Consider the following 20,214-nt stretch of genomic DNA (forward strand, 5'->3'; position numbering starts at 1 on the left):
CACGTATGCTATGCTGCATGGGCAGAACCGCGGCGATCCTCAACGGTTGAGGATCGCCGCCGCGATCATCGTCATCCAAGTTGACATATTACTTGTGCGTGTGAGTAAACTATGCTCATGATGATCGGTCGAACTACCCGATGGACTCATACGGTCCTCTGTGCTCTCACGCCGCCTCTGCGGGCTGCGGCGCTTGTGATCGGAGCGCTTGGGGCGCTGATAATCCTCGCCGCCTGCGGCGCGCTGGATGAGGCGGATATTCGCCTCGCGATGAAAGATAACACCTTTGGCCCCCAGGTGGTGCGCGTGCCGGTCGGAGGAACGCTCCAGATCGAGAACGAGGGGCGCAATCCGCACAATGTCTACGCCGTCGACAGCTCGTGGTCTACCGCCGCTAGCTTCGGCAGCGTGGCAATGCCGCCCGGCGCGGCTACCCGGATCACGTTTGATCGGGCGGGGCGCTATCCATTCTACTGCTCGTTCCATGCAACAGCCGACGGGCGGCGCGGTATGGTTGGGGTGCTGATCGTCGGCGATGCGATCGGCGAGACGCTTGAGACTGACGAGCGCGCGACGCCTCGGCAGGCCGCCAGCGGCGGTGTGCGCCGCGTGCCGGAGCAGTATCCTGCCATTCAGGACGCTATTGATGCGGCAGTGCCCGGGGATCTGATCCTGATCGGCCCCGGTATCTACCACGAGCAGGTGACGGTGACAACGCCCTCGCTGGTCATCCGTGGCACCGATCGCAACCTGGTTATTCTTGATGGCGAGTTCCAGCGCGTCAACGGCATTGAGGTGCTGGCAGCCGATGGCGTAGCCGTTGAAAATATCACCGCGCGAAACTATCTCTTGAACGGTTTCTACTGGACGGGTGTCACCGGCTATCGCGGCTCGTACCTGACGGCCTACAACAACGGCGATTATGGCGTGTACGCCTTCGACTCGGTGGATGGCGTGTTCGATCACTCCTACGCATCGGGATCGCCCGATTCGGGCTTCTACATCGGCCAGTGCTATCCCTGCAAAGCGGTCATCAACGATGTGATCGCCGAGCATAACGCCCTGGGCTACTCCGGCACCAACGCGGGCGGCGATCTGTATATTGTCCGCTCGATCTGGCGCAACAATATGGCCGGGATCGTGCCCAACTCGCTCGATACCGAGCTTAACCCGCCGGAGCGCGAGACGACGATCGTCGCCAATCTGATCGAGAACAACAACAACATCGCCGCGCCGACTCATCCGCTCCAGTATCCGGCGCTCGGCAACGGTATCGTGCTGGCCGGTGGTGTTGGTAATGTCGTCGCCCGCAATGTGATTGTCGATCACGCCAGGCACGGCGTGATGGTCGCGCCCAACATCGACCGGAATCTCTGGTTTGCAAGCGATAATCGCGTCGAGGATAACATCATCCGGGGATCGGGGAGGGCTGACCTCGCGCTGGCCGGTCCTGCGGGTAGCGGTAATTGCTTCTCCGGCAACCAGGCCCGGCAGACGATGCCGCCGGGCCTTGAGCTGCTCCACGGCTGCGCCGACCTGCGACTTCCGCTTGGCGGCGATCTCTCGACAACCACCGAGACGCTCGGCTTCGTCGCGCAGGCAAAGCGCGGCGACTATCCGCATAACGAGGTGCAGCGCCAGCCGGTGCCGCCGCCGCAGCCACCGCTGCCGGGCGGTGCCGACGCGCCGGTTCGTCCGGCGCATCAGGTCTTCGCAAGCTATGACGAGGTCGATCTGCGCAACCTTGCATCGCTCGAACCGCCCGCAGCAGCTCAGGAGCTCGCTTCAACGCAGCCACAGGAGGTCGTCGTGGCAGGTCTTACCGTTACACAGCCCGGCTTCTGGCAGCTTCTCTTCGGCCTGTACGGCTATGTGCTGCCGTTCATCCTGCTGGCGGCCTGGGTTTCGCTCGCATTCTGGGATCTTGCCCGCCAGGAGACGATCGGGCGTGGTCGGGCGCTGGCCTGGGTAGCGATCATTCTGCTGGTCCCATTCCTTGGCGTGATCGCCTACCATGCCTTCGGCGGCGCGAAGATCGCGGGCTGGCTGCGCGCGGCTATTGTCGGCGGCGGCCTGCTGGCGTACCTGCTGATCGTCGGCATCGGGCTGGCAATCGGTGGTGTGTTCTAGCGCCGATTCTGGATCAGCGTGCGCTAGCGTGGCGTTTGACGGAAGCGTGACGGGTTCACCCCTGGGTCAGGCCCAGCAGCGCCAGGATCGCGCCGATGACCGACGGCAGCACCAGCGTCGCACGTCCAATCCAGCGCTGAGCGGTCAGCGACAACTGCCCAAGCGACGAGTCGAAGACGGTCGAGGTGATGAGCAGGATCAGCACGGCGACGACAAACATGACGCAGGCAAGCAGCACGGATTATCAATGTAATATAATGGGGCCTTTACTACATTGACGACCTGAATTTGGAGTTCTTCCCCTGGTTCCGGTTCTCAGTGCTTTATTCGTTCCCTACGGCTTCCCGCCAGGCTTTTGCTTAAGCGCCGCCTTGCAGGCAGCCTTGAGCGCGTCCTTCTCACTGCTTCCGACATTCAGCTGATCGATCGCGGCCTCGCACGCTTTCTCGCTCCCGGCCTCCAGACCCTTACGAATACCCTCTTCGGCTTTCTTGCGGAGGCCTTCGGGCAGCGGCAGCTCTTTGAGGATCGGCTTTACCACATCTTTCATCACCAGATCGATAACCGCCTGGCCCAGGCTCTTTGTCTCCCTGGGATGCGTGCGGTCGAATTCCTCAATCTTTCGCCGATCCTCCTCATACCGCTTCCACATCTCGGTTTCTGCCGGATCACGATACGGAATCCTTGGCTTCCCCAGACCAAAGTCGAGCGGCAGCTTCGGTATCGTTGGGACCGGCACGGTTGTGGGCGGCGCCTGCGGCGGCGATGGCGGCTTGAGCGAAGGATCGAGGCCAAGCGAGAGGGTGCTTTTTTCCACGCGGAAGAAGACATTTACGCGCCGGTTGCGGGGTTCGGGCTGATCGTTTTTCGTCGGCACAACCGGCTCGCTCTCGCCCTTACTCTCGGTGCTCATGATCTCAGGCGGGACACCCTCTTGCTGCAAGAAGGCCATAACCGCATCCGCGCGCTGCTGGCCCAGGTCAAGATTGCGCTCATCCGTGCCCACCCGGTCGGTATGACCGGCGATGTGGACCGTCGATCGGGGATACTTGCGGATGAAAAACAGGATTTGCCGGGCGGCATAGCGCAGGGAGTCTTCACCAGCCTTGGGGATCGCGGCGCTTCCCATACCGAAGCGATCCACTGTCGTCGATCCCAGGGCGCTCGCCAACAACGGCGAGGCATTTTCGCGCAGATCAACAGATCCGACAGGCGGAAGTTGAAGCGGGCCGGTCCCAGCAGCCGGGTCCGGCTGGCGTTGAATCGCCCGACTCACGCCGGAGGCAGGCCCGCCGCTCGTCTGCTGGACAACATGGGCAAGCTCGTGGGCCAGCAGCCGCCGTCCCGCCGCCGTGACCGGGTCATAGCGATTGGAAGCAAAGACAATGTTTGGGCCGGATGTATAGGCAAGCGCAGCGATCTGCCGCGCCGACTCATTTGCCTTAGCGTCCGCATGCACGCGCACCCCGCCAAAGTCATGGCCGAAGCGCGCTTCCATAAACCCGCGTGTCGCCGCATCGAGCGGCTGTCCGTGCGAGGCGATCACCTCGTCCACAATCGGCGGTGCGGCCATAGCGCCAGGGCTCTGGGCCTGGTAAGGCTGTAGCTGCCTATGTACGCCGTGCCCCTCGACGTGCCCATGAGCCGATGCACCCGGAGCACGTGACTCGGTCCGCATCACGCGGTCGGCGACCGAATCTGCTTCCTGCTCGTAGCGATCACCGGGCGTATTGACTGTACGCTTCGTCTGAATCGTGTGCGACGCTTGCGGATACACGAGTGTGCGGCCGAAGTCGTGACCGAACAGTGCTGCATGAGCGCTGAGCGACTGATGCGCGTCTACCGGCGAGTGAGCGCGGTGCTTCAGCAAAGGCGCTGGTGTGGTCAACCTGGCTGGGTTGAAGGAAGCTGATTGCTTTTGCCGCCGTAGCTTCTGCATCAAGACCTGCATCCTCCTCCTCCATCAGTCGATTTCAAACCGCCCGGAAACGCGCGCCGCGACGGAACGCTATATATGACATAGTAGCAGATGCACCCACACCTGTCGATACACAGCGTTCGTCCGTCGGCTTGATCAATTTTATGCGGCCGCTGAAGAGCATGAACAGCACAGGTAGTACGCTCATGATACGCCCGGCCCAGAGCGTCTTGTTCGAGATGCGAACAGATCGCGTGACGGCTTGTATGGCATCCTCCAGAGCTTTCATGAAGAGCGCGGCTGTATCCTGGCGCTACGAGGTGAGATGGAACAAGCGCATGGTGCGCGATAAGAGACGCCCGACCGGGTGCATCGGACCCGAACCCTGCACATCCTGCTCCGATGTGGTCCCGTCAGGTGGCGTGCTTGACTCGTGTACCCTAGGATCATGCTGCTCGCAGCCGGCTGCACGCCACACGGCTGGCGTCGTCTCGCGCGTCTTGCTGTCGCTGTACGGCGGGAAGATATTGTAGCCCTTGACTACCGACAGGATGCCCTGCTCATCGCTCAGGAGGCGGAGAAACACAGTCAGAAAATGATCGGCTTCGGGTACGTGCGCTGCCCTTACCACGCAATAATCGCGCACATACCGACCGCGCTCGAAGACGCGAATCCGGCGCTCCACACGCTTGCCCGGATCGCGCCGCAGCCGGTAGACTCGCTGCTGCCTGGGATCGAGCTGGCTGGATACGTCGAGGTAGCCCTGCTGTTCGAGCTGAAGATACAGATCGCCCAGGAACAGGCGTAGCGTCTGCTCGGCGCGCTCATGAGGCCGCAGCCCATCGCCAAGATCGACGGTATTGCCCACGCGGAGAATGTCACGAATGCCGATCTGCGACGCTGTTGTATCCGCGCGGCGCTGGCGCTCCGGCACTCGAAAGTGCTGCGGCGGCTGTCCCACGAGCGGAAAACCGGCCTGTCGCGCGATCTCGCCCGCAATCGCATAGCCCGCCCAACCGGCCACCGCAGCTTGCATATCGGCCTGCGGCGCTGTATGGCGCTGAGCGAAGGCCACCACGCCCGACGCGGCATAGCCGGTAGGTGTCGCGAGCTGGATTAAGACAAAGCGGTACCGCTCTGTGCCGATCCGTGCGTCGCGCTCCTCTATGCCCCACGATCCGATCAATCCGGGCCATTGCTGCTGTGTGGCTTGAATCAGCGGATGCGCGGCGGCTGTGGGCGACTGGCGAAGCATCTGCGTCGGCGCGGCAGGATGGTCCATGAGTTGCGCTGCCAGACGTGTATGTTTACAGGATCGGTCGGCGGGGGCGGCGCGCTGCTTGATCCAGGCGACACAATCACAGGAGAGGCTTCCTGTCCGCGTATCGGCGCAGATGCGATACCACTGGCTCGCCTGGGATGCGCTCTCGATCGCCATGATCAGGCGATAATCGCCACGTTCCAAACTCCGGCTCATGCTCGAAACTCCTCTAGTCGTCGCGCTAGTGCTCTTTATTGGTAGTCTGTTGTATCTGGATTAGCCGCCCTGAATCGGCGAGAGGATCAGGTAGTCGGTGTCGCTGGTAAGATCGAGGATCGTGACGAGCGTGCCGCTAGTTGCCTGGCCCGGCTTTACGGCAAACACGGGGCGGCGGTGCCCGGTATGCACCTCGACCACGCTGCGGGCGTAGGTTGCCGCCCACCGCTCATCGGGAGCGAGGGTATCAAGCGCTTCCAGGCTGCTGATGCGCGGAAACGTGACGGGCGCATCCCCGGCCTGCCCGAAGACGCGGACGGTGCCCACGCCGACGATCGAGGGGCTGAAATCCCCAGCTTCGCAGCGGGCGATCCAGGCGCGTGCCAGGGCTGCTTGATCGGCTGGCAGATGAGCAGGTACGGTTGTTTTGGGTGTGGTAGGTGCGATCAGGGTCATGGTCTTGCTCCTTCAAGATCGGTTGTTGCTTGCAGGATAGACCATGCTTGTGACATGTAGTGTCACAAAAATTTTCCTACCGAAGATCGAGCTTCATGCCCACATGCGAAGCGACGAAGCCCAGGCGCTCGTAAAAGCGGTGAGCATCCGCGCGGCTGGCATTCGTCGTCAACTGCACCAGGCAGCATCCTTCCTCGCGCGCCCGCGTAATCGCCCAGCGCAGGAGCCGCTCTCCGATCTGCTGGTTGCGATACCGCCGATCGACGCGCACCGCCTCAATCAGCGCTCGCTTGCCGCCCTGAAACGACAGGCCAGGAATAAAGGTCAGTTGCAGCGTGCCAATCACCGCGCCGTCACGCTCGGCTACCACCAACTCCTGGTGCGCGTCGGCATCGATCTCGCGAAAGGCGTCGTAGTAGGCTTGTGGTAGGGGCTGGCGGTAGGCTTCGCGCTGGCTGCCCAGCGGATCATCGGCCAGCAGCCGCACGATCTCGGCCACATCCGCTGCGGCTGCTCGTCGTATGCTCAGGTTACGCTGCGCTGCGTCTTGCTCCATGTACACCTCCACACCCGGCGCTGCCTCACCGAAATTGCCTATACCTCGACCGGCAGATCGAGCGCGCACTCACCGGGCATAAACCGCGCCAGAGCGCGAGCGTCGGGACTGGCGCTCTGCCGCAGCGCCGCGTAGACACCCTGCTGATCGGCTGGCGAGCGATTCTGGCCCAGCTTGAACTTGCCCTCCAGCCGTGCGATCGGCAGCTCGAACCCGACGATCGCCTTCATCAATTGCTGCCTGTACGCATCCGGCAGCAGGCCCGGCCACGGCGTGGGCAGATCGGCCTCATAGGTCTGGATCAACTCCTGAAGCTGCGCCGACAGCCATGCGGCATCATCGCGGATCTGCGGCGTGCCGTAGGCATGAACCGTCACGTAGTTCCAGGTGGGCACGGCGGGCGAGGCTGCGTACCAGGAGGGCGAGATGTAGCTGTGCGGCCCCTGGAAGATCACCAGCGCCTCCCGATCAGGCAGGAAATGCCGCCAGTGCGGGTTGGCCCGCGCCAGATGACCGACCAGCACTCCATGCGGACTCGCGGGCGATTCGCGCAGGAGCAGCGGCAGGTGGCTGGCGAACGGCACGCCATCGACTACCGAGATCAGCGTCGCGAAGCTAAACGCACGCATGACGGCTCTCAGCTTGGCGGGATCTTGAACCTCAAACGAAGCAGGAAGATACATACACGACTCGCATTTATTGTACAGACAGGACCAATCATTCCATCATAGATCAGCCTCACGTCAAACGCCAGGGACATTGGACCAGTCGCGCGACATGCCAATGAGCAGAGCGCAGATGCCATGCTGCTTGGGCGGACAGGATATAGCCAGGGTGATAACTTGTAAAGGGACCTTAACCTGTTGACGGATGCTTGCTACCCGCTTATAATTTTCAAAGCTGTTGCTAAAAAGTTCAACAATTTTAATTTTCGCCGCACGCCCACATGATCCCGAAGGGATAGCGGCGAGCTTCAGCTCACTCTACGACAGGTCTAAGACTACCGCGTCTCGCCTCGATCCTGAGGTTCTCATACGACCAAGCAGCGCCTAGGGGAGAACACGCTGCCTCGCCCGCAAGCTTGCCGAACCAAGATAGGCCAACGATGACTACTGCGCACACCGGTAGCCTTTGTGGCTCGCCAGTAGTTGTGGCATCTGCCCACCGAAAGCAACAAGATGAGCACGTTAGCCCCTGACCCCTCGATCGCTCTCAACACCCTTGTCGAGCTTCTCCACTGGCGCGCACACCACCAGCCCAACCAGCTCGCCTACCGCTTTTTGCTGGATGGAGAGGCCGATACGGTTGAGATCACCTATGCCGAGCTGGATCGACAGGCTCGCGCGATCAGCACGCTGCTCCCGCCGAACGTGACCGGACAGCGCGTGTTATTGCTTTACGCGCCGGGCATCGAGTATATCGCGGCGTTTTTCGGCTGCCTGTACGCCGGAGCGATTGCCGTTCCGGCGTATCCGCCACAGTCGGCGCGGATGGATCGCACGCTGCCGCGACGGCTCCGCGCGATCGTTCAGGATGCGCAGCCGCTCGTCGCGCTGACCACACGGGCGATCCTGCCGATTGGCGAGGCGCTGGCCGCCCACGATCCGATCATGCAGCGCGTGCATTGGCTACCGACTGACGATCTCGCGGTCGAGCACGCGGACGAGTGGCGCATGCCCGCCATCGACGGCGCGGCGCTGGCCTTTTTGCAATACACCTCCGGCTCGACGGCCACGCCCAAGGGCGTGATGCTGACCCACGGCAACCTGCTGCACAACTCCAAGCTGATCCAGCATGGCATCCAGTCCAGCGCCGACAGCCAGGGCGTGATCTGGCTGCCGCCGTACCACGACATGGGCTTGATCGGCGGGATTTTGCAGCCGCTCTACGCCGGATTTCCCGTCACCCTCATGTCGCCGCTGGCCTTCTTGCAGCGTCCAATGCGCTGGCTGGAGGCGATCTCGCGCTATCGCGGCACCATCAGCGCCGGGCCGAACTTCGCATACGATCTGTGCGCGCGCAAGATCACGCCGGAGCAGCGCGCGACGCTCGATCTGCGTAGCTGGCAGGTGGCGCTCAACGGCGCGGAGCCGATCCGCCCGGATACGTTGGAGCGCTTTACGGCGGCGTTCGCGCCTGCTGGCTTCCGGCGTGAGGTCTTCTACCCCTGCTACGGCCTGGCCGAGGCCACGCTGATCGTCTCCGGCGGCGCTATGCCCGCAGCGCCGATCGTGCGAGCGTTTGCCAGCACAGCCCTTGAGCGCCATGAGGTCATCGCCCCCGCCCACGAGGCCGAGGCGCGTCCGCTGGTCGGCTGCGGGCAAAGCCTGATCGACCAGCAGATCGCGATCGTCAATCCGCACACGTGCGAGCGCAGCGCGTCCGACGAGGTCGGCGAGATCTGGGTAGCGGGGCCGAGCGTCGCGCAGGGCTACTGGGATCGTCCGGAGACGACCGCGCAGACGTTTGGCGCGCGAATCGTGGGCAGCGGCGACGGCCCGTTTCTGCGCACCGGCGACCTGGGCTTTCTCCACAACGGCGAGCTCTTCGTCACCGGACGGCTCAAAGATCTGATCATTATTCGGGGCCGCAATCACTACCCGCAGGACATCGAGCTGACCATCGAGCAGAGCCACCCGGCGCTGCGTCCCGGCTGCGGTGCGGCCTTTGCGATCGACATCGACGACGAAGAGCGCCTGGTTGTCGTGCAGGAGGTCGAGCGCCAGCACCGGCGGGCAAGCATCGACGAGGTCGCCGCAGCGGTGCGCCAGGCGGTCGCCGAGCAGCACGAGGTACAGATCCACGCGCTGGTGCTGCTCAAGACCGGCAGCCTGCCCAAAACGTCGAGCGGCAAGATCCAGCGCCACGCCTGCAAAGAAGGCTTCTTGAGCGACACACTGGACGTGATCGCCAGCAGCATCCTCGACGAAACCGCCGTGGTCGCGGCTCCCGCCGACGATCTCGACCGCGAGACTCTGGCTGCGCTGCCCGACGATCGGCGTCAGGCCCGGCTCGTCGCCTACCTCCAATCGCAGGTCGCGCGCGTGCTGCGGATCGATCCGGCGCAGGTACAGCCGCAGCAGCCGATCAGCGCGCTTGGCCTCGACTCGCTGGGCGCGGTCGAGCTGCAACATACGATCGAGGCCAGCCTGGGCGTCATCGTCTCGATGACCAGCTTCCTCCAGGGGGCGTCGCCTGTGGATCTGGCCGATGAGATCGCGCGCGAGCTTGGCACACCCGGCGAGACGGCACTGGCTCTCGTGCCCAACACCGAGGAGCAGCGGCTCTCACCGGGCCAGCGCGCCCTGTGGCTGCTGCACCAATTAGCGCCCGACAGCGCCGCGTATAACATTCCCAGCGCGGCGCGGATTCGCGGCCAGATCGATCTCGCGGCGCTGGAGCGAGCCTTCCAGCAGCTCTGCGATCGTCATCCGATGCTGCGCGCAACCTTCAGCGCGCCGCGCGGCGAGCCGCTCCCGCACATCCACGAGCAGCCGGTCAGCTTCACGGTCGAGGATGCCGCAGGCTGGAGCGAGGCCATGCTGGAAGAGCGCCTGCTCGTCGAGTCGCATCGTCCGTTCGACCTGGCGCGCGGCCCTGTGGCGCGGGTGCGGATCTTTGTCCGCTCGGAGCAGGAGCACGTGCTGCTCTTTGTCGTGCATCACATCGTCGCTGATCTCTGGTCGCTGGCGGTGCTGACGGAGGAGCTTGGCCTGCTCTACGCGGCGGAGACGCAGGGAGTGAGCGCGCTTCTGCCACCGCTCCATCTGCGCTACACCGATTATGTGTACTGGCAGCAGCGGATGCTGGCCGGAGCGTCGGGCGAGCGTCTGTGGCGCTACTGGCAGCAGCAGGTAGCGGATGCGCCCACGGTGCTCAACCTACCGACCGATCGACCGCGTCCGCCGGTGCAGACCTACCGGGGCGGCATGCATGCGTTCGCACTCAGCGCGGCGCTCACCCGGCGGATCAAAGCGCTGGCCGAGGTGGAGCGCGCCACGCTCTACACCACGCTGCTGGCGGCGTTTGGCGTGCTGCTCTACCGCTACACCGACCAGGACGACATCTTGATCGGCTCGCCGACCGCCGGACGCAATCGAGCCGAGCTGGCGAGCCTGATCGGCTACTTCGTCAATCCGATCGTGCTGCGCGCGCGGCTGGCGGGCAATCCCTCGTTCCAATCGCTGCTCGCGCAGGTGCGGCAAACGACCCTGGACGCCTTCGAGCACCAGGACTACCCATTTGTGACGCTGGTCGAGCGCCTTCAGCCGATCCGCGACCTGAGCCGCTCGCCGCTCTTCCAGGTGATGTTCGCCTGGCAGAAGGCGCATGTCCGCGACCACGAGGGCCTGACGGCGTTTGCGCTGGGCGAGCCAGGATCGCGCATGAACGTCGGCGGGCTTGAGTTCGAGTCGCTGGCGCTGGAGCAGCGCGTGGCCCAGTTCGATCTCTCGCTGGCGATGGGCGAGGCCCACGACCGGCTGGCGGCATCGCTTGAGTACAACGCCGATCTCTTCGACGCCGCGACGATCGAGCGCATGGCGACTCATCTCACGACGCTGCTTGATGCGATCGTCGCCGATCCGACTCAGCCGATCGCCGATCTGCCGCTGCTTGGCGCTGACGAGCGCGCGATGCTGCTCGACACATGGAACGGCACGGCCTGTGACATTCGCGCCGCGTGCGTCCACAGCCTGTTCGAGGCGCAGGCCGCGCGCACGCCCGCCGCTACAGCCGTGATCTACGAGGAGCACGTGCTGAGCTACGGCGAGCTCAACGCTCGCGCCAACCAACTGGCCCACACACTGCGCGGCCTCGGCGTCGGCGGGTGCCCTCAGGGCGAGACGCTGGTCGGCCTGTGCGTCGAGCGCTCGCTGGACCTGATGGTCGGCGTGCTCGGCGTCCTCAAGGCGGGCGGCGCGTATGTGCCGATCGATCCGGCCTATCCCCAGGAGCGCATCGAGCATATCCTGCGCGATGCCGGAGCGACGCTGCTGCTGACCCAATCGCAGCTTCGGGAGGACATGCCGACGGCAGCACGGGTGCTGTGCCTCGACTCGGACTGGCCGACGATCGCCGACAAGCCCGTGCAGAATCCGGCCAATCTGACGATGCCCACCAACGCCGCCTGTGTGATCTACACCTCAGGCTCGACCGGACGGCCCAAGGGCGTGGTGATCCAGCACGACAACATCGCCAATCTGGTCGCGTCGTTCGAGCGCAGCTACCAGCCCGGCACGGACGACCGCATGCTGCCGCTGACATCGCTGGCCTCGGCGAGCTTCGTCGGCGAGATCTTCCCGCCGCTGTGTACCGGCGGCGCGCTGGTGCTGCCCAACACCGTCGAGGCGCTGGACTTCGAGCTGCTCTTCACGCTGATCGCGCGGCACAACGTCTCGATCGTCAGCACCGTCCCGGCGATGATGGCCCGGCTCAACGCGCAAAAAGACGCGCTGCCACGGCTGCGGCTGATCCTCAGCGGCGGCGAGGCGCTGGCGCTGGGCGAGATCGATCGGCTGCTGACGACGACCACGATCGCCAACGGCTACGGCCTGACCGAGACGACGATCTGCTCGACCTTCTACCACCTTGAGCCGGATCGCGCCTATGCCAGCGGCAACATCCCGATCGGCAGGCCGGTGATCAACACGCAGGTCTATATTCTGGATCGCCAGCTTCAGCCCAGGCCGGTCGGTCAGCCCGGCGAGCTGTACGTCGGCGGAGCAGGGATTGCGCGCGGCTATCTGCACCATCCCGATCTGACCGCCGCGCGCTTCGTGCCGCATCCGTTCGCAGCGGGCGAGCGGCTTTATCGCACGGGCGACCTGGCGCGCTGGCTGCCGGAGGGCCAGATCGAGTACCTGGGCCGCATCGACCATCAGGTCAAGATTCGGGGCTTCCGCATCGAGCTGGGCGAGATCGAGGCCGTGCTGGGGCAGCATCCCGCCGTGCGCGAGGCGGTGGTCGTCGTGCGCGAGGATACGCCGCCCGCAGGGGGGCACCCGCAGAAACGGCTGGTAGGCTATGTGGTACAAGAACAAGGGAACAAGGGAACAAGGGAACAAAAGAACAAAGACGCGGGTGCCCTCTGGGCATGGGCACCCGGAACAAAGAACAAAGGAACTGGGCACGCGGAACCTGAAACGTGGAACGCGGAACCTGAAACGTGGAACGTGGAACTCCGAACCTACCTGAAAGATCGATTGCCCGACTACATGCTGCCTGCGGCGTTTGTCGTGCTCGACGCGCTGCCGCTCACGCCCAACGGCAAGGTCGATCGCGGCGCGCTGCCGGTGCCCGACGCGCTGCGGCCTGAGCTGAGCGCCGACTACGTCGCGCCGCGTAGCGAGGTCGAGCGGACGATCGCGGCGGTCTGGCAGGAGGCGCTCAACCTGCCCACGGTCGGCATCCACGATAACTTCTTCGACCTGGGCGGCCACTCGCTGCTGCTGGTTCAGGTCCACAGCAAGCTGCGCGAGTCCTTCGCCGAGCTGGCACTGATCGATCTGTTCAGGTATCCGACGATCAGCGCGCTGACCAATCACCTGAGCACGAGCGGACAGGCACAGGCTGTCGTCCTCGACGAATTTCAGGAGCGCGCCCGGAAACAGCGCGAGACTCGCGATCGGCGCAAGCGGCTGCTGAGCAACAGCTAAAAGAAATAGTGCATAGATCGAAGACGATAAGGAGTTGATCCGCATGGATAGCGCGGAAACGCAGCAATCAATAGATGGCATCGCGATCGTCGGTATGGCGGGGCGCTTTCCGGGTGCCGGCACGGTCGATGAGCTTTGGAGCAATCTTCAGCAGGGCGTCGAGTCGATCTCGTTCTTCAGCGACCAGGAGTTGCTTGACGAGGGCATCGATCCGGCGCTGCTCGATCTGCCGAACTACGTCAAGGCGCGCGGCGCGCTCGGCAACGCCGAGTTCTTCGATGCGGCGTTTTTCGGCCACAGCCCCAAGGTTGCCGAGCTGATGGACCCGCAGCACCGCCTGTTTCTGGAGTGTGCCTGGGAGGCGCTGGAGCACGCCGGATACGACTCCGAGCGCTACGCGGGGCGGATCGGCGTGTACGGCGGCGAGAGCATGAACACCTACCTGCTCAACAACCTCTACGCCCACATCCACATGGTCGCCTCCGTCGACAGCTTGCAGGCCGCGATCGGCAACGACAAAGATAGCCTCACGACTGAGGTTTCCTACAAGCTCAACCTGCGCGGCCCCAGCGTCACGATCCAGACGGCATCTTCCACATCGCTGGTCGCGGTGCATCAGGCCTGCCAGAGTCTGCTCAACTACGAGTGCGATATGGCGCTGGCGGGCGGCGTCTCGATCCACTTCCCCGAAAAGGCGGGCTACCTCTACCAGCAGGGCGGCGCGACCTCGCCCGACGGCCACTGTCGCGCCTTCGACGTGAATGCTCAGGGCTTCGTCAACGGCCACGGCGCTGGCGTCGTCGCGCTCAAGCGGCTGGAGGATGCGCTCGAAGACGGCGATACGATCCACGCCGTGATTCGCGGCTCGGCGGTCAACAACGACGGCTCGCTCAAGGTCAGCTACATGGCACCCAGCGTCGAGGGCCAGGCCCAGGTGATCGGGATGGCCCAGACGATCGCCGGAGTCCACCCGGACACAATCGGCTACGTCGAGGCGCACGGCACCGGTACCAACCTGGGCGATCCAATCGAGATCGCCGCGCTGACCCAGGCGTTTCGCGCGCACACGCAGCGCAAGCAGTATTGTGCCCTCGGCTCGATCAAAACCAACATCGGCCACCTCGATACCGCCGCAGGCGTGGCCGGCCTGATCAAGGCCACGCTGACGCTCAAGCACCGGCAGATTCCGCCCAGCCTGCACTACACCGCGCCTAACCCGCAGATCGACTTCGCCGGTAGTCCATTTTATGTCAACACGAAGCTGACCGAATGGCCGCGCAACGGCACGCCGCGCCGCGCGGGCGTCAGCTCGTTCGGCATGGGCGGCACCAACGCGCATGTTGTGCTGGAAGAAGCGCCGCAGGCCGAGCCGACCGACGAGGGCCGCGCCTGGCAGATCCTATCGCTCTCGGCCAAGACCAGCACCGCGCTTGAGGCGGCGACCACGCGGCTGGCGGCGTATCTCAAGCAGCACCCCGATCTCAACCTGGCCGACGTAGCCTACACCCTGCACCTGGGTCGGCGTCCGTTCAGCCATCGGCGGGTACTCGTCTGCCAGGATCTCGACGATGCGGTAAACGCGCTCGAAACCTGGGACGCACAGCGCGTGCTGACGGGCCACCACGAGCCCGGCGAGCGTCCGGTCGTGCTGATGTTTTCGGGCCAGGGCGCGCAGTACGTCGGCATGGCGCGCGAGCTGTACGAGGACGAGCCGGTCTTTCACGAGACGATCGATCGCTGCGCCGCGATCCTGCGCCCGCACCTGGGCACCGATCTGCGCGACGTGCTCTATCCCGGCGCGGATGCCGCCGAGAGCGCCACGCAGCGCTTGACACAGACCGCGCTGGCGCAGCCCGCGCTCTTCGTGATCGCGTATGCGCTGGCGCAGCAGCTCATGGCCTGGGGCGTGCAGCCTGCGGCGATGGTCGGCCACTCGATCGGCGAGTACGTCGCGGCCTGTCTCGCGGGCGTTTTCTCGCTGGACGATGCGCTGCTGCTGGTCGCGGCGCGCGGCAAGCTGATGCAATCGCTGCCGTCCGGCGCGATGCTGGCCGTGCCGCTGCCGGAGCCGGAGGTCCAGTCGCTGCTCGGCGCTGAGCTGTCGCTGGCGGCGGTCAACGGCCCCGCGCTGTGCGTGGTATCGGGTCCGACAGCGGCGATCGACCAGCTTGAGGCCCAGTTGAGCGCCGAGGGCCTGAACTGCCGCCGTCTGCACACCTCGCACGCCTTCCACTCGGCGATGATGGAGCCGATTCTTGAGGCGTTCGCGGCCCAGGTCAGGCGTATCCGGCTGCAAGCGCCGACGCTGCCCTACCTCTCGAACGTAAGCGGCACCTGGATCACCGCCGCGCAGGCCACCGATCCGCGCTACTGGACGACGCATCTGCGGCAGGCGGTGCGTTTCGCCGACGCCTTGCACGAGATCCTGCGACCGGAAAGCACGCTGCCCGGCGCGGTGCTGCTTGAGGTCGGTCCCGGCCAGACGCTCAGCACGCTGGCGCGGCAGCATCCGTCAAAAGCGCCCAGCCAGGTTGTGCTCGCGTCGGTGCGGCACCCCAACGACAAATTGAGCGATGCGGCGTTTCTGCTCAGCACGCTGGGCAAGCTCTGGCTGGCGGGCGTCGAGGTCGATTGGAGCGCCTTCTATCGCGACGAGCGCCGCCAGCGCGTGCCGCTGCCGACCTATCCCTTCGAGCGGCAGCGCTACTGGGTCGAGCCGCTGACGGTCGCGCCCGCCGCTGTAGCCGCAGCGCCCGCCGCCACACCGCAGAAAAAGGCCGATCTCGCCGACTGGTTCTATCTGCCGTGCTGGAAGCCCGCGCTGCCGCCTGTGGTATCTACTGAGCAGCACGAGCGCTGGCTGCTCTTCACCGATGCAAGCGGCATCGGCGTGCAGCTCGCGCACCGGATCGAGCAGACCGGACAGCCGATCGTCACAGTCACGACGGGCAGCCAGTTCAGCAAGCTGCGCGACCGCCACTACGCGATCGATCCGCGCCAGCGCGAAGATTACGACGCGCTGCTGGCCGAGCTGCGCGCGCTGGATCTCGCGCCGACCGCGCTCGTCCACCTGTGGAACGTGACCATGCCCGACGATCTGCTTTCGCCTGCCGATCGGATCGAGCGGGCGCTGGACGTGGGCTTTTACAGCCTGATCGCCCTGGCTCAGGCCCTCGGCGCGCAAGACCTGGCGCAGCCTGTGCGGATCACGATGGTGACGAATAACATGCAGCGCGTGGGCGGCGAGCCGATGCTTGAGCCGGAGAAGGCGACCGCGCTTGGGCCGTGCAATGTGATCCCGCAGGAGTACCCGCACATTACCTGCCGCAGCGTCGATCTGCTGCTGCCGCAGCCCGGAAGCTGGCACGAGACGCGGCTGCTCGATCATCTGCTGGCTGAGTGCAGCGCGTCGGCCAGTGATCCGCTCGTGGCCTATCGCGACCATCGCCGCTGGGTGCAGGATGTCGCGGCGGTGCGGTTGGAGCGGCCCGCCGAAGGAGCGTCGGGGCTGCGGCCTGGCGGCGTGTATCTAATCACCGGCGGCCTGGGCGGTATCGGGCTTGAGCTGGCGGAGCATCTGGCGCGAACGGTGCAGGCGAAGCTGGTGCTGACCAGCCGCTCCGGCCTGCCGCCGCGCGATGAGTGGTCGCGCTGGCTGGAAACCCACGCGGCGACGGATGGCACCAGCGATAAGATCCGCCGGGTACAGTCGTTCGAGGAGCTGGGCGCGGAGGTGCTGGTGCTGCGCGCCGACGTAGCCGACCGCGACCAGATGCAGGCGGTGATCGAGCAGATCGACGAGCGCTTCGGCGCGCTGCATGGCGTGATCCATGCGGCGGGCCTGGTTGGGCGGCAGTTCTTCCGCTCGATTCAGGAGACGAGCGCCGACGACTGTGCGCGGCAGTTCAAGGCCAAAGTCGACGGCACGCTCGCGCTGGCGGATGTGCTGCGTGACCGACCGATCGACGTTTGTATGCTGCTGTCGTCGCTCTCGACCGTGCTGGGCGGCCTGGGCTTCGCGACCTACGCCGCGTCGAACCTGTTCATGGATGCCTTCGCGCACCAGCAGAGCCAGCACAGCCCGATCCCGTGGATCGCGGTCGATTGGGACGCCTGGCAGATCACCGTCGATCAGGAGCTCCAAGGCCGCGACGATGCATCGCAGCAGGCGATCACGCTCGCCGAGGGCATGGATGCCTTTGAGCGGATCGTCGCGCAGCCCGCGCAGCCACAGGTGATCGTCTCGACCGGCGACCTGCGCGCCCGGATCGACCAGTGGATCAAGCTGGAGCCGCTCCACGACGAGACGACCGCCGCGCCGCCGCTCGACTCGACGCTGTACCCGCGTCCGAGCTTGCAGAATGCGTATGTCGCGCCGCGCAACGAAACCGAGCAGACGATCGCGCGGATCTGGCAGGAGTCGCTCCGCATCGAGCAGGTCGGCATCCACGATAACTTCTTTGACCTGGGTGGTAACTCGCTGAGCGGCATTCAGATCATCAACCAACTGCGCAAAACGTTCGACGTGCAGATCCCGACCGTCAGCCTCTACGAGGGGCCGACCGTCAGCGCGCTGGCGCAGATCATTAATCCCGCGCCCGACGACAGGCCGCAGTACGAGGCCAGCCGCAGCCGTGGCGAGCGCCGCCGCGAGAAGCGCCGCGAGCGGCGTTGAAGGTTTACACCATATCGGGATTGTGGTTGTCCGGGCACGGCGCTGCCGTGCCCGCTCCAGGGTGTGTCGCATTCCCGAAACATTGCCCGGCGATCATCAACGCGAGCAGACGAGCCTAGGCCGAAGAGCGGTTAAGGGAGATCACGATTGTGGGCGAGCAGTTTACTGGGATTGAAATAGCGATTATCGGTATCACAGGTCGTTTCCCAGGTGCCACGACGATCGAGCAGTACTGGCAAAACCTCCGTGACGGCGTCGAGTCGGTCATGTTCTTCAGCGAGGCCGAGCTTACCGCGCGTGGCGTCGATCCGGCGCTGCTACGCGATCCCGACTACGTCAGGGCCACGGCGCAGATCGACGGCATCGAAGAGTTCGACGCAGCCTTCTTTGGCCTGAGCCACCGCGAGGCCGAGATCACCGATCCGCAGCAGCGCCTCTTTCTGGAATACGCCTGGTCCGCGCTGGAGCACGCCGGGTACAATCCCGAACGCTACGACGGCGCGATCGGCGTCTTCGGCGGCGCGACGATCAACACCTATCTGCTGTACAATCTGGCCGCTCACTCATCGCTGATCGACAGCCTCGATCCGGTGCAGATCGACATCGGCAACGCAGGCGACTACCTGACGACGCGCGTCTCGTACAAGCTCAACCTCAAAGGACCGAGCCACACGATCCAGAGCGCCTGCTCGACCTCGCTGGTGGCGGTGCATGTCGCCTGCCAAAGCCTGCTCAACGACGAGTGCGACATCGCGCTGGCGGGCGGCGTCTCGATCAATATGCAGCAGCGCAACGGCTATCGCTATGTCGAGGGCGGAATCGCCTCGCCCGACGGCCACTGCTGCCCATTCGACGCCAACGCCCAGGGCACGATCTTCGGCAGCGGAGTCGGCGTGGTGGTCTTGAAGCGGCTTGAAGACGCACTGGCGGACGGCGACACGATCCATGCGGTGATTCGCGGCTCGGCGATCAACAACGACGGCGCGCTCAAGGTCGGCTACACCGCGCCGAGCGTCGACGGTCAGGCCCAGGTGATCAGCGAGGCGCTGGGCTACGCCGACATCGATCCCGTGACGATCTCCTACATCGAGGCGCACGGCACCGGCACCGCGCTGGGCGATCCGATCGAGATCCAGGCGCTAACCAAAGCCTTTCGCGCCACCACCGACGCCAGCGGCTTTTGCGCCGTCGGCTCGGTCAAGGGCAACATCGGCCACCTGGGCGCTGCCGCCGGCGTTGCCAGCCTGATCAAAGCCGTGCTCGCGCTCAAGCACCGGCAGATCCCGCCGAGCCTGCACTACACCGCGCCCAACCCCGACATCGACTTCGCCAGCAGCCCGTTTTATGTCAACGATAGGCTCGCGGACTGGCCCGCCAACACCGGACCACAGCGCGCGGGCGTGAGCTCGTTCGGCGTCGGCGGCACCAACGCGCATGTGATCCTCGAAGAAGCGCCGCAAGCCGTGCCCTCCGATGCGGCACAGCCCTGGCAACTGCTGACGCTCTCGGCCAAAACTGCGACCGCGCTCGACGCGCTCACGACGAATCTGCGGGATCACCTCAAGCAGCAGCCCGATCTCAACCTCGCCGATGTCGCCTACACGCTCCAGATCGGGCGGCAACACTTCAACCACCGTCGCACCGTCGTCTGCCGCGACCGCGACGAGGCGCTGCACGCGCTGGAAACGCTCGATCCGACGCGCGTGCTCAGCGATGTCCAGCAGGCGGTCGATCGTCCGGTCGCCTTTCTTTTCACCGGCCAGGGCGCGCAGTACGTCGGCATGGCGCGCGAGCTGTACGAGCAGGAGCCGGTCTTCCGCGCCGCCCTCGACCGCTGCTGCGATCTGCTCCTGCCGCACCTCGGCCTCGACCTGCGCCGCCTCCTCTATCCGACACCCGCCGACGCCGCCAGCGCCGCCCAGCAGCTCGATCAGACGCAGATCACCCAGCCCGCGCTCTTCGTGATCGCCTACGCCCTCGCCCAGCTCTGGATCGCCTGGGGCGTGCAGCCTGCGGCAATGGTCGGCCACTCGATCGGTGAGTATGTCGCAGCCTGTCTCGCGGGCGTCTTCTCACTGGAAGACGCGCTGGCGCTCGTCGCCGCGCGCGGACGGCTGATGCAAGCCCTGCCCCCCGGCGCGATGCTCGCCGTGCCGCTGCCCGCCTCCGATGTGCAGCCCTGGCTCGGCCGCGATCTCGCGCTGGCCGCGATCAACGGCCCCGCACAGTGCGTCGTCGCCGGTCCCACCGAGGCCGTCGCCGCGCTGGAGGAGCAGTTGCGGGCGCAGGGCAGCGACGTGCGGCGCCTGCCCACCTCGCACGCCTTCCACTCGGCGATGCTCGACC

General features: G+C 65.1%; 10 protein-coding genes. 4 read left to right on the forward strand and 6 right to left on the reverse strand.

Annotated features, from left to right (window positions below):
* Positions 1-195: 195 nt before the first annotated feature.
* Complete coding sequence (locus tag VFZ66_17915; protein ID HEX6291066.1) at positions 196-2,130, forward strand: right-handed parallel beta-helix repeat-containing protein; 1,935 nt, start codon at positions 196-198, stop codon at positions 2,128-2,130.
* A 55-nt stretch (positions 2,131-2,185) separates the two neighbouring features.
* On the opposite strand, the gene VFZ66_17920 is transcribed toward VFZ66_17915, so the two are convergent.
* The 6 genes from VFZ66_17920 to VFZ66_17945 form a co-directional block, all read right to left on the reverse strand.
* Positions 2,186-2,368: a hypothetical protein gene (locus tag VFZ66_17920; GenBank protein HEX6291067.1), complete on the reverse strand. Its 183-nt coding sequence runs from the start codon at positions 2,366-2,368 to the stop codon at positions 2,186-2,188.
* A 96-nt stretch (positions 2,369-2,464) separates the two neighbouring features.
* Positions 2,465-3,703 carry a DUF4157 domain-containing protein gene (locus VFZ66_17925; protein HEX6291068.1) on the reverse strand — a complete coding sequence of 413 codons (1,239 nt, stop codon included), beginning with the start codon at positions 3,701-3,703 and terminating at the stop codon, positions 2,465-2,467.
* A 658-nt stretch (positions 3,704-4,361) separates the two neighbouring features.
* The gene (locus tag VFZ66_17930; GenBank protein ID HEX6291069.1) at positions 4,362-5,525 is read right to left on the reverse strand and encodes a hypothetical protein; all 1,164 of its coding nucleotides are present in this window, start codon (positions 5,523-5,525) and stop codon (positions 4,362-4,364) included.
* 60 nt (positions 5,526-5,585) lie between these two features.
* Positions 5,586-5,981 carry a hypothetical protein gene (locus tag VFZ66_17935; GenBank protein ID HEX6291070.1) on the reverse strand — a complete coding sequence of 132 codons (396 nt, stop codon included), beginning with the start codon at positions 5,979-5,981 and terminating at the stop codon, positions 5,586-5,588.
* A 76-nt stretch (positions 5,982-6,057) separates the two neighbouring features.
* On the reverse strand, positions 6,058-6,537 hold the full coding sequence (locus tag VFZ66_17940) for a GNAT family N-acetyltransferase (protein ID HEX6291071.1): 480 nt from the start codon (positions 6,535-6,537) through the stop codon (positions 6,058-6,060).
* Positions 6,538-6,575: 38 nt separating this feature from the next.
* A complete protein-coding gene (locus tag VFZ66_17945; protein ID HEX6291072.1) occupies positions 6,576-7,220 on the reverse strand; it encodes an FMN-binding negative transcriptional regulator in 645 nt (214 codons plus the stop codon).
* A gap of 495 nt (positions 7,221-7,715) precedes the next feature.
* Here VFZ66_17945 and VFZ66_17950 point away from each other — a divergent pair, with 495 nt between their 5' ends.
* The 3 genes from VFZ66_17950 to VFZ66_17960 form a co-directional block, all read left to right on the forward strand.
* The gene (locus tag VFZ66_17950; protein HEX6291073.1) at positions 7,716-13,193 is read left to right on the forward strand and encodes an amino acid adenylation domain-containing protein; all 5,478 of its coding nucleotides are present in this window, start codon (positions 7,716-7,718) and stop codon (positions 13,191-13,193) included.
* A 43-nt stretch (positions 13,194-13,236) separates the two neighbouring features.
* Positions 13,237-17,868 carry an SDR family NAD(P)-dependent oxidoreductase gene (locus VFZ66_17955; protein HEX6291074.1) on the forward strand — a complete coding sequence of 1,544 codons (4,632 nt, stop codon included), beginning with the start codon at positions 13,237-13,239 and terminating at the stop codon, positions 17,866-17,868.
* A 149-nt stretch (positions 17,869-18,017) separates the two neighbouring features.
* On the forward strand, positions 18,018-20,214 hold a 2,197-nt coding region (locus tag VFZ66_17960), incomplete at its 3' end, for a type I polyketide synthase (GenBank protein HEX6291075.1).

The organism is Herpetosiphonaceae bacterium (assembly GCA_036374795.1).
GTDB lineage: Bacteria > Chloroflexota > Chloroflexia > Chloroflexales > Kallotenuaceae > LB3-1.

What these genes read in the sequence shown, in the direction of transcription:
- VFZ66_17955 (HEX6291074.1), top strand. Translation starts at nt 13,237, where the DNA reads ATGGATAGCGCGGAAACGCAGCAATCAATAGATGGCATCGCGATCGTC.
- VFZ66_17925 (HEX6291068.1), bottom strand. Translation starts at nt 3,703, where the DNA reads ATGGCCGCACCGCCGATTGTGGACGAGGTGATCGCCTCGCACGGACAG.
- VFZ66_17935 (HEX6291070.1), bottom strand. Translation starts at nt 5,981, where the DNA reads ATGACCCTGATCGCACCTACCACACCCAAAACAACCGTACCTGCTCAT.
- VFZ66_17930 (HEX6291069.1), bottom strand. Translation starts at nt 5,525, where the DNA reads ATGAGCCGGAGTTTGGAACGTGGCGATTATCGCCTGATCATGGCGATC.
- VFZ66_17940 (HEX6291071.1), bottom strand. Translation starts at nt 6,537, where the DNA reads ATGGAGCAAGACGCAGCGCAGCGTAACCTGAGCATACGACGAGCAGCC.
- VFZ66_17945 (HEX6291072.1), bottom strand. Translation starts at nt 7,220, where the DNA reads ATGTATCTTCCTGCTTCGTTTGAGGTTCAAGATCCCGCCAAGCTGAGA.
- VFZ66_17950 (HEX6291073.1), top strand. Translation starts at nt 7,716, where the DNA reads ATGAGCACGTTAGCCCCTGACCCCTCGATCGCTCTCAACACCCTTGTC.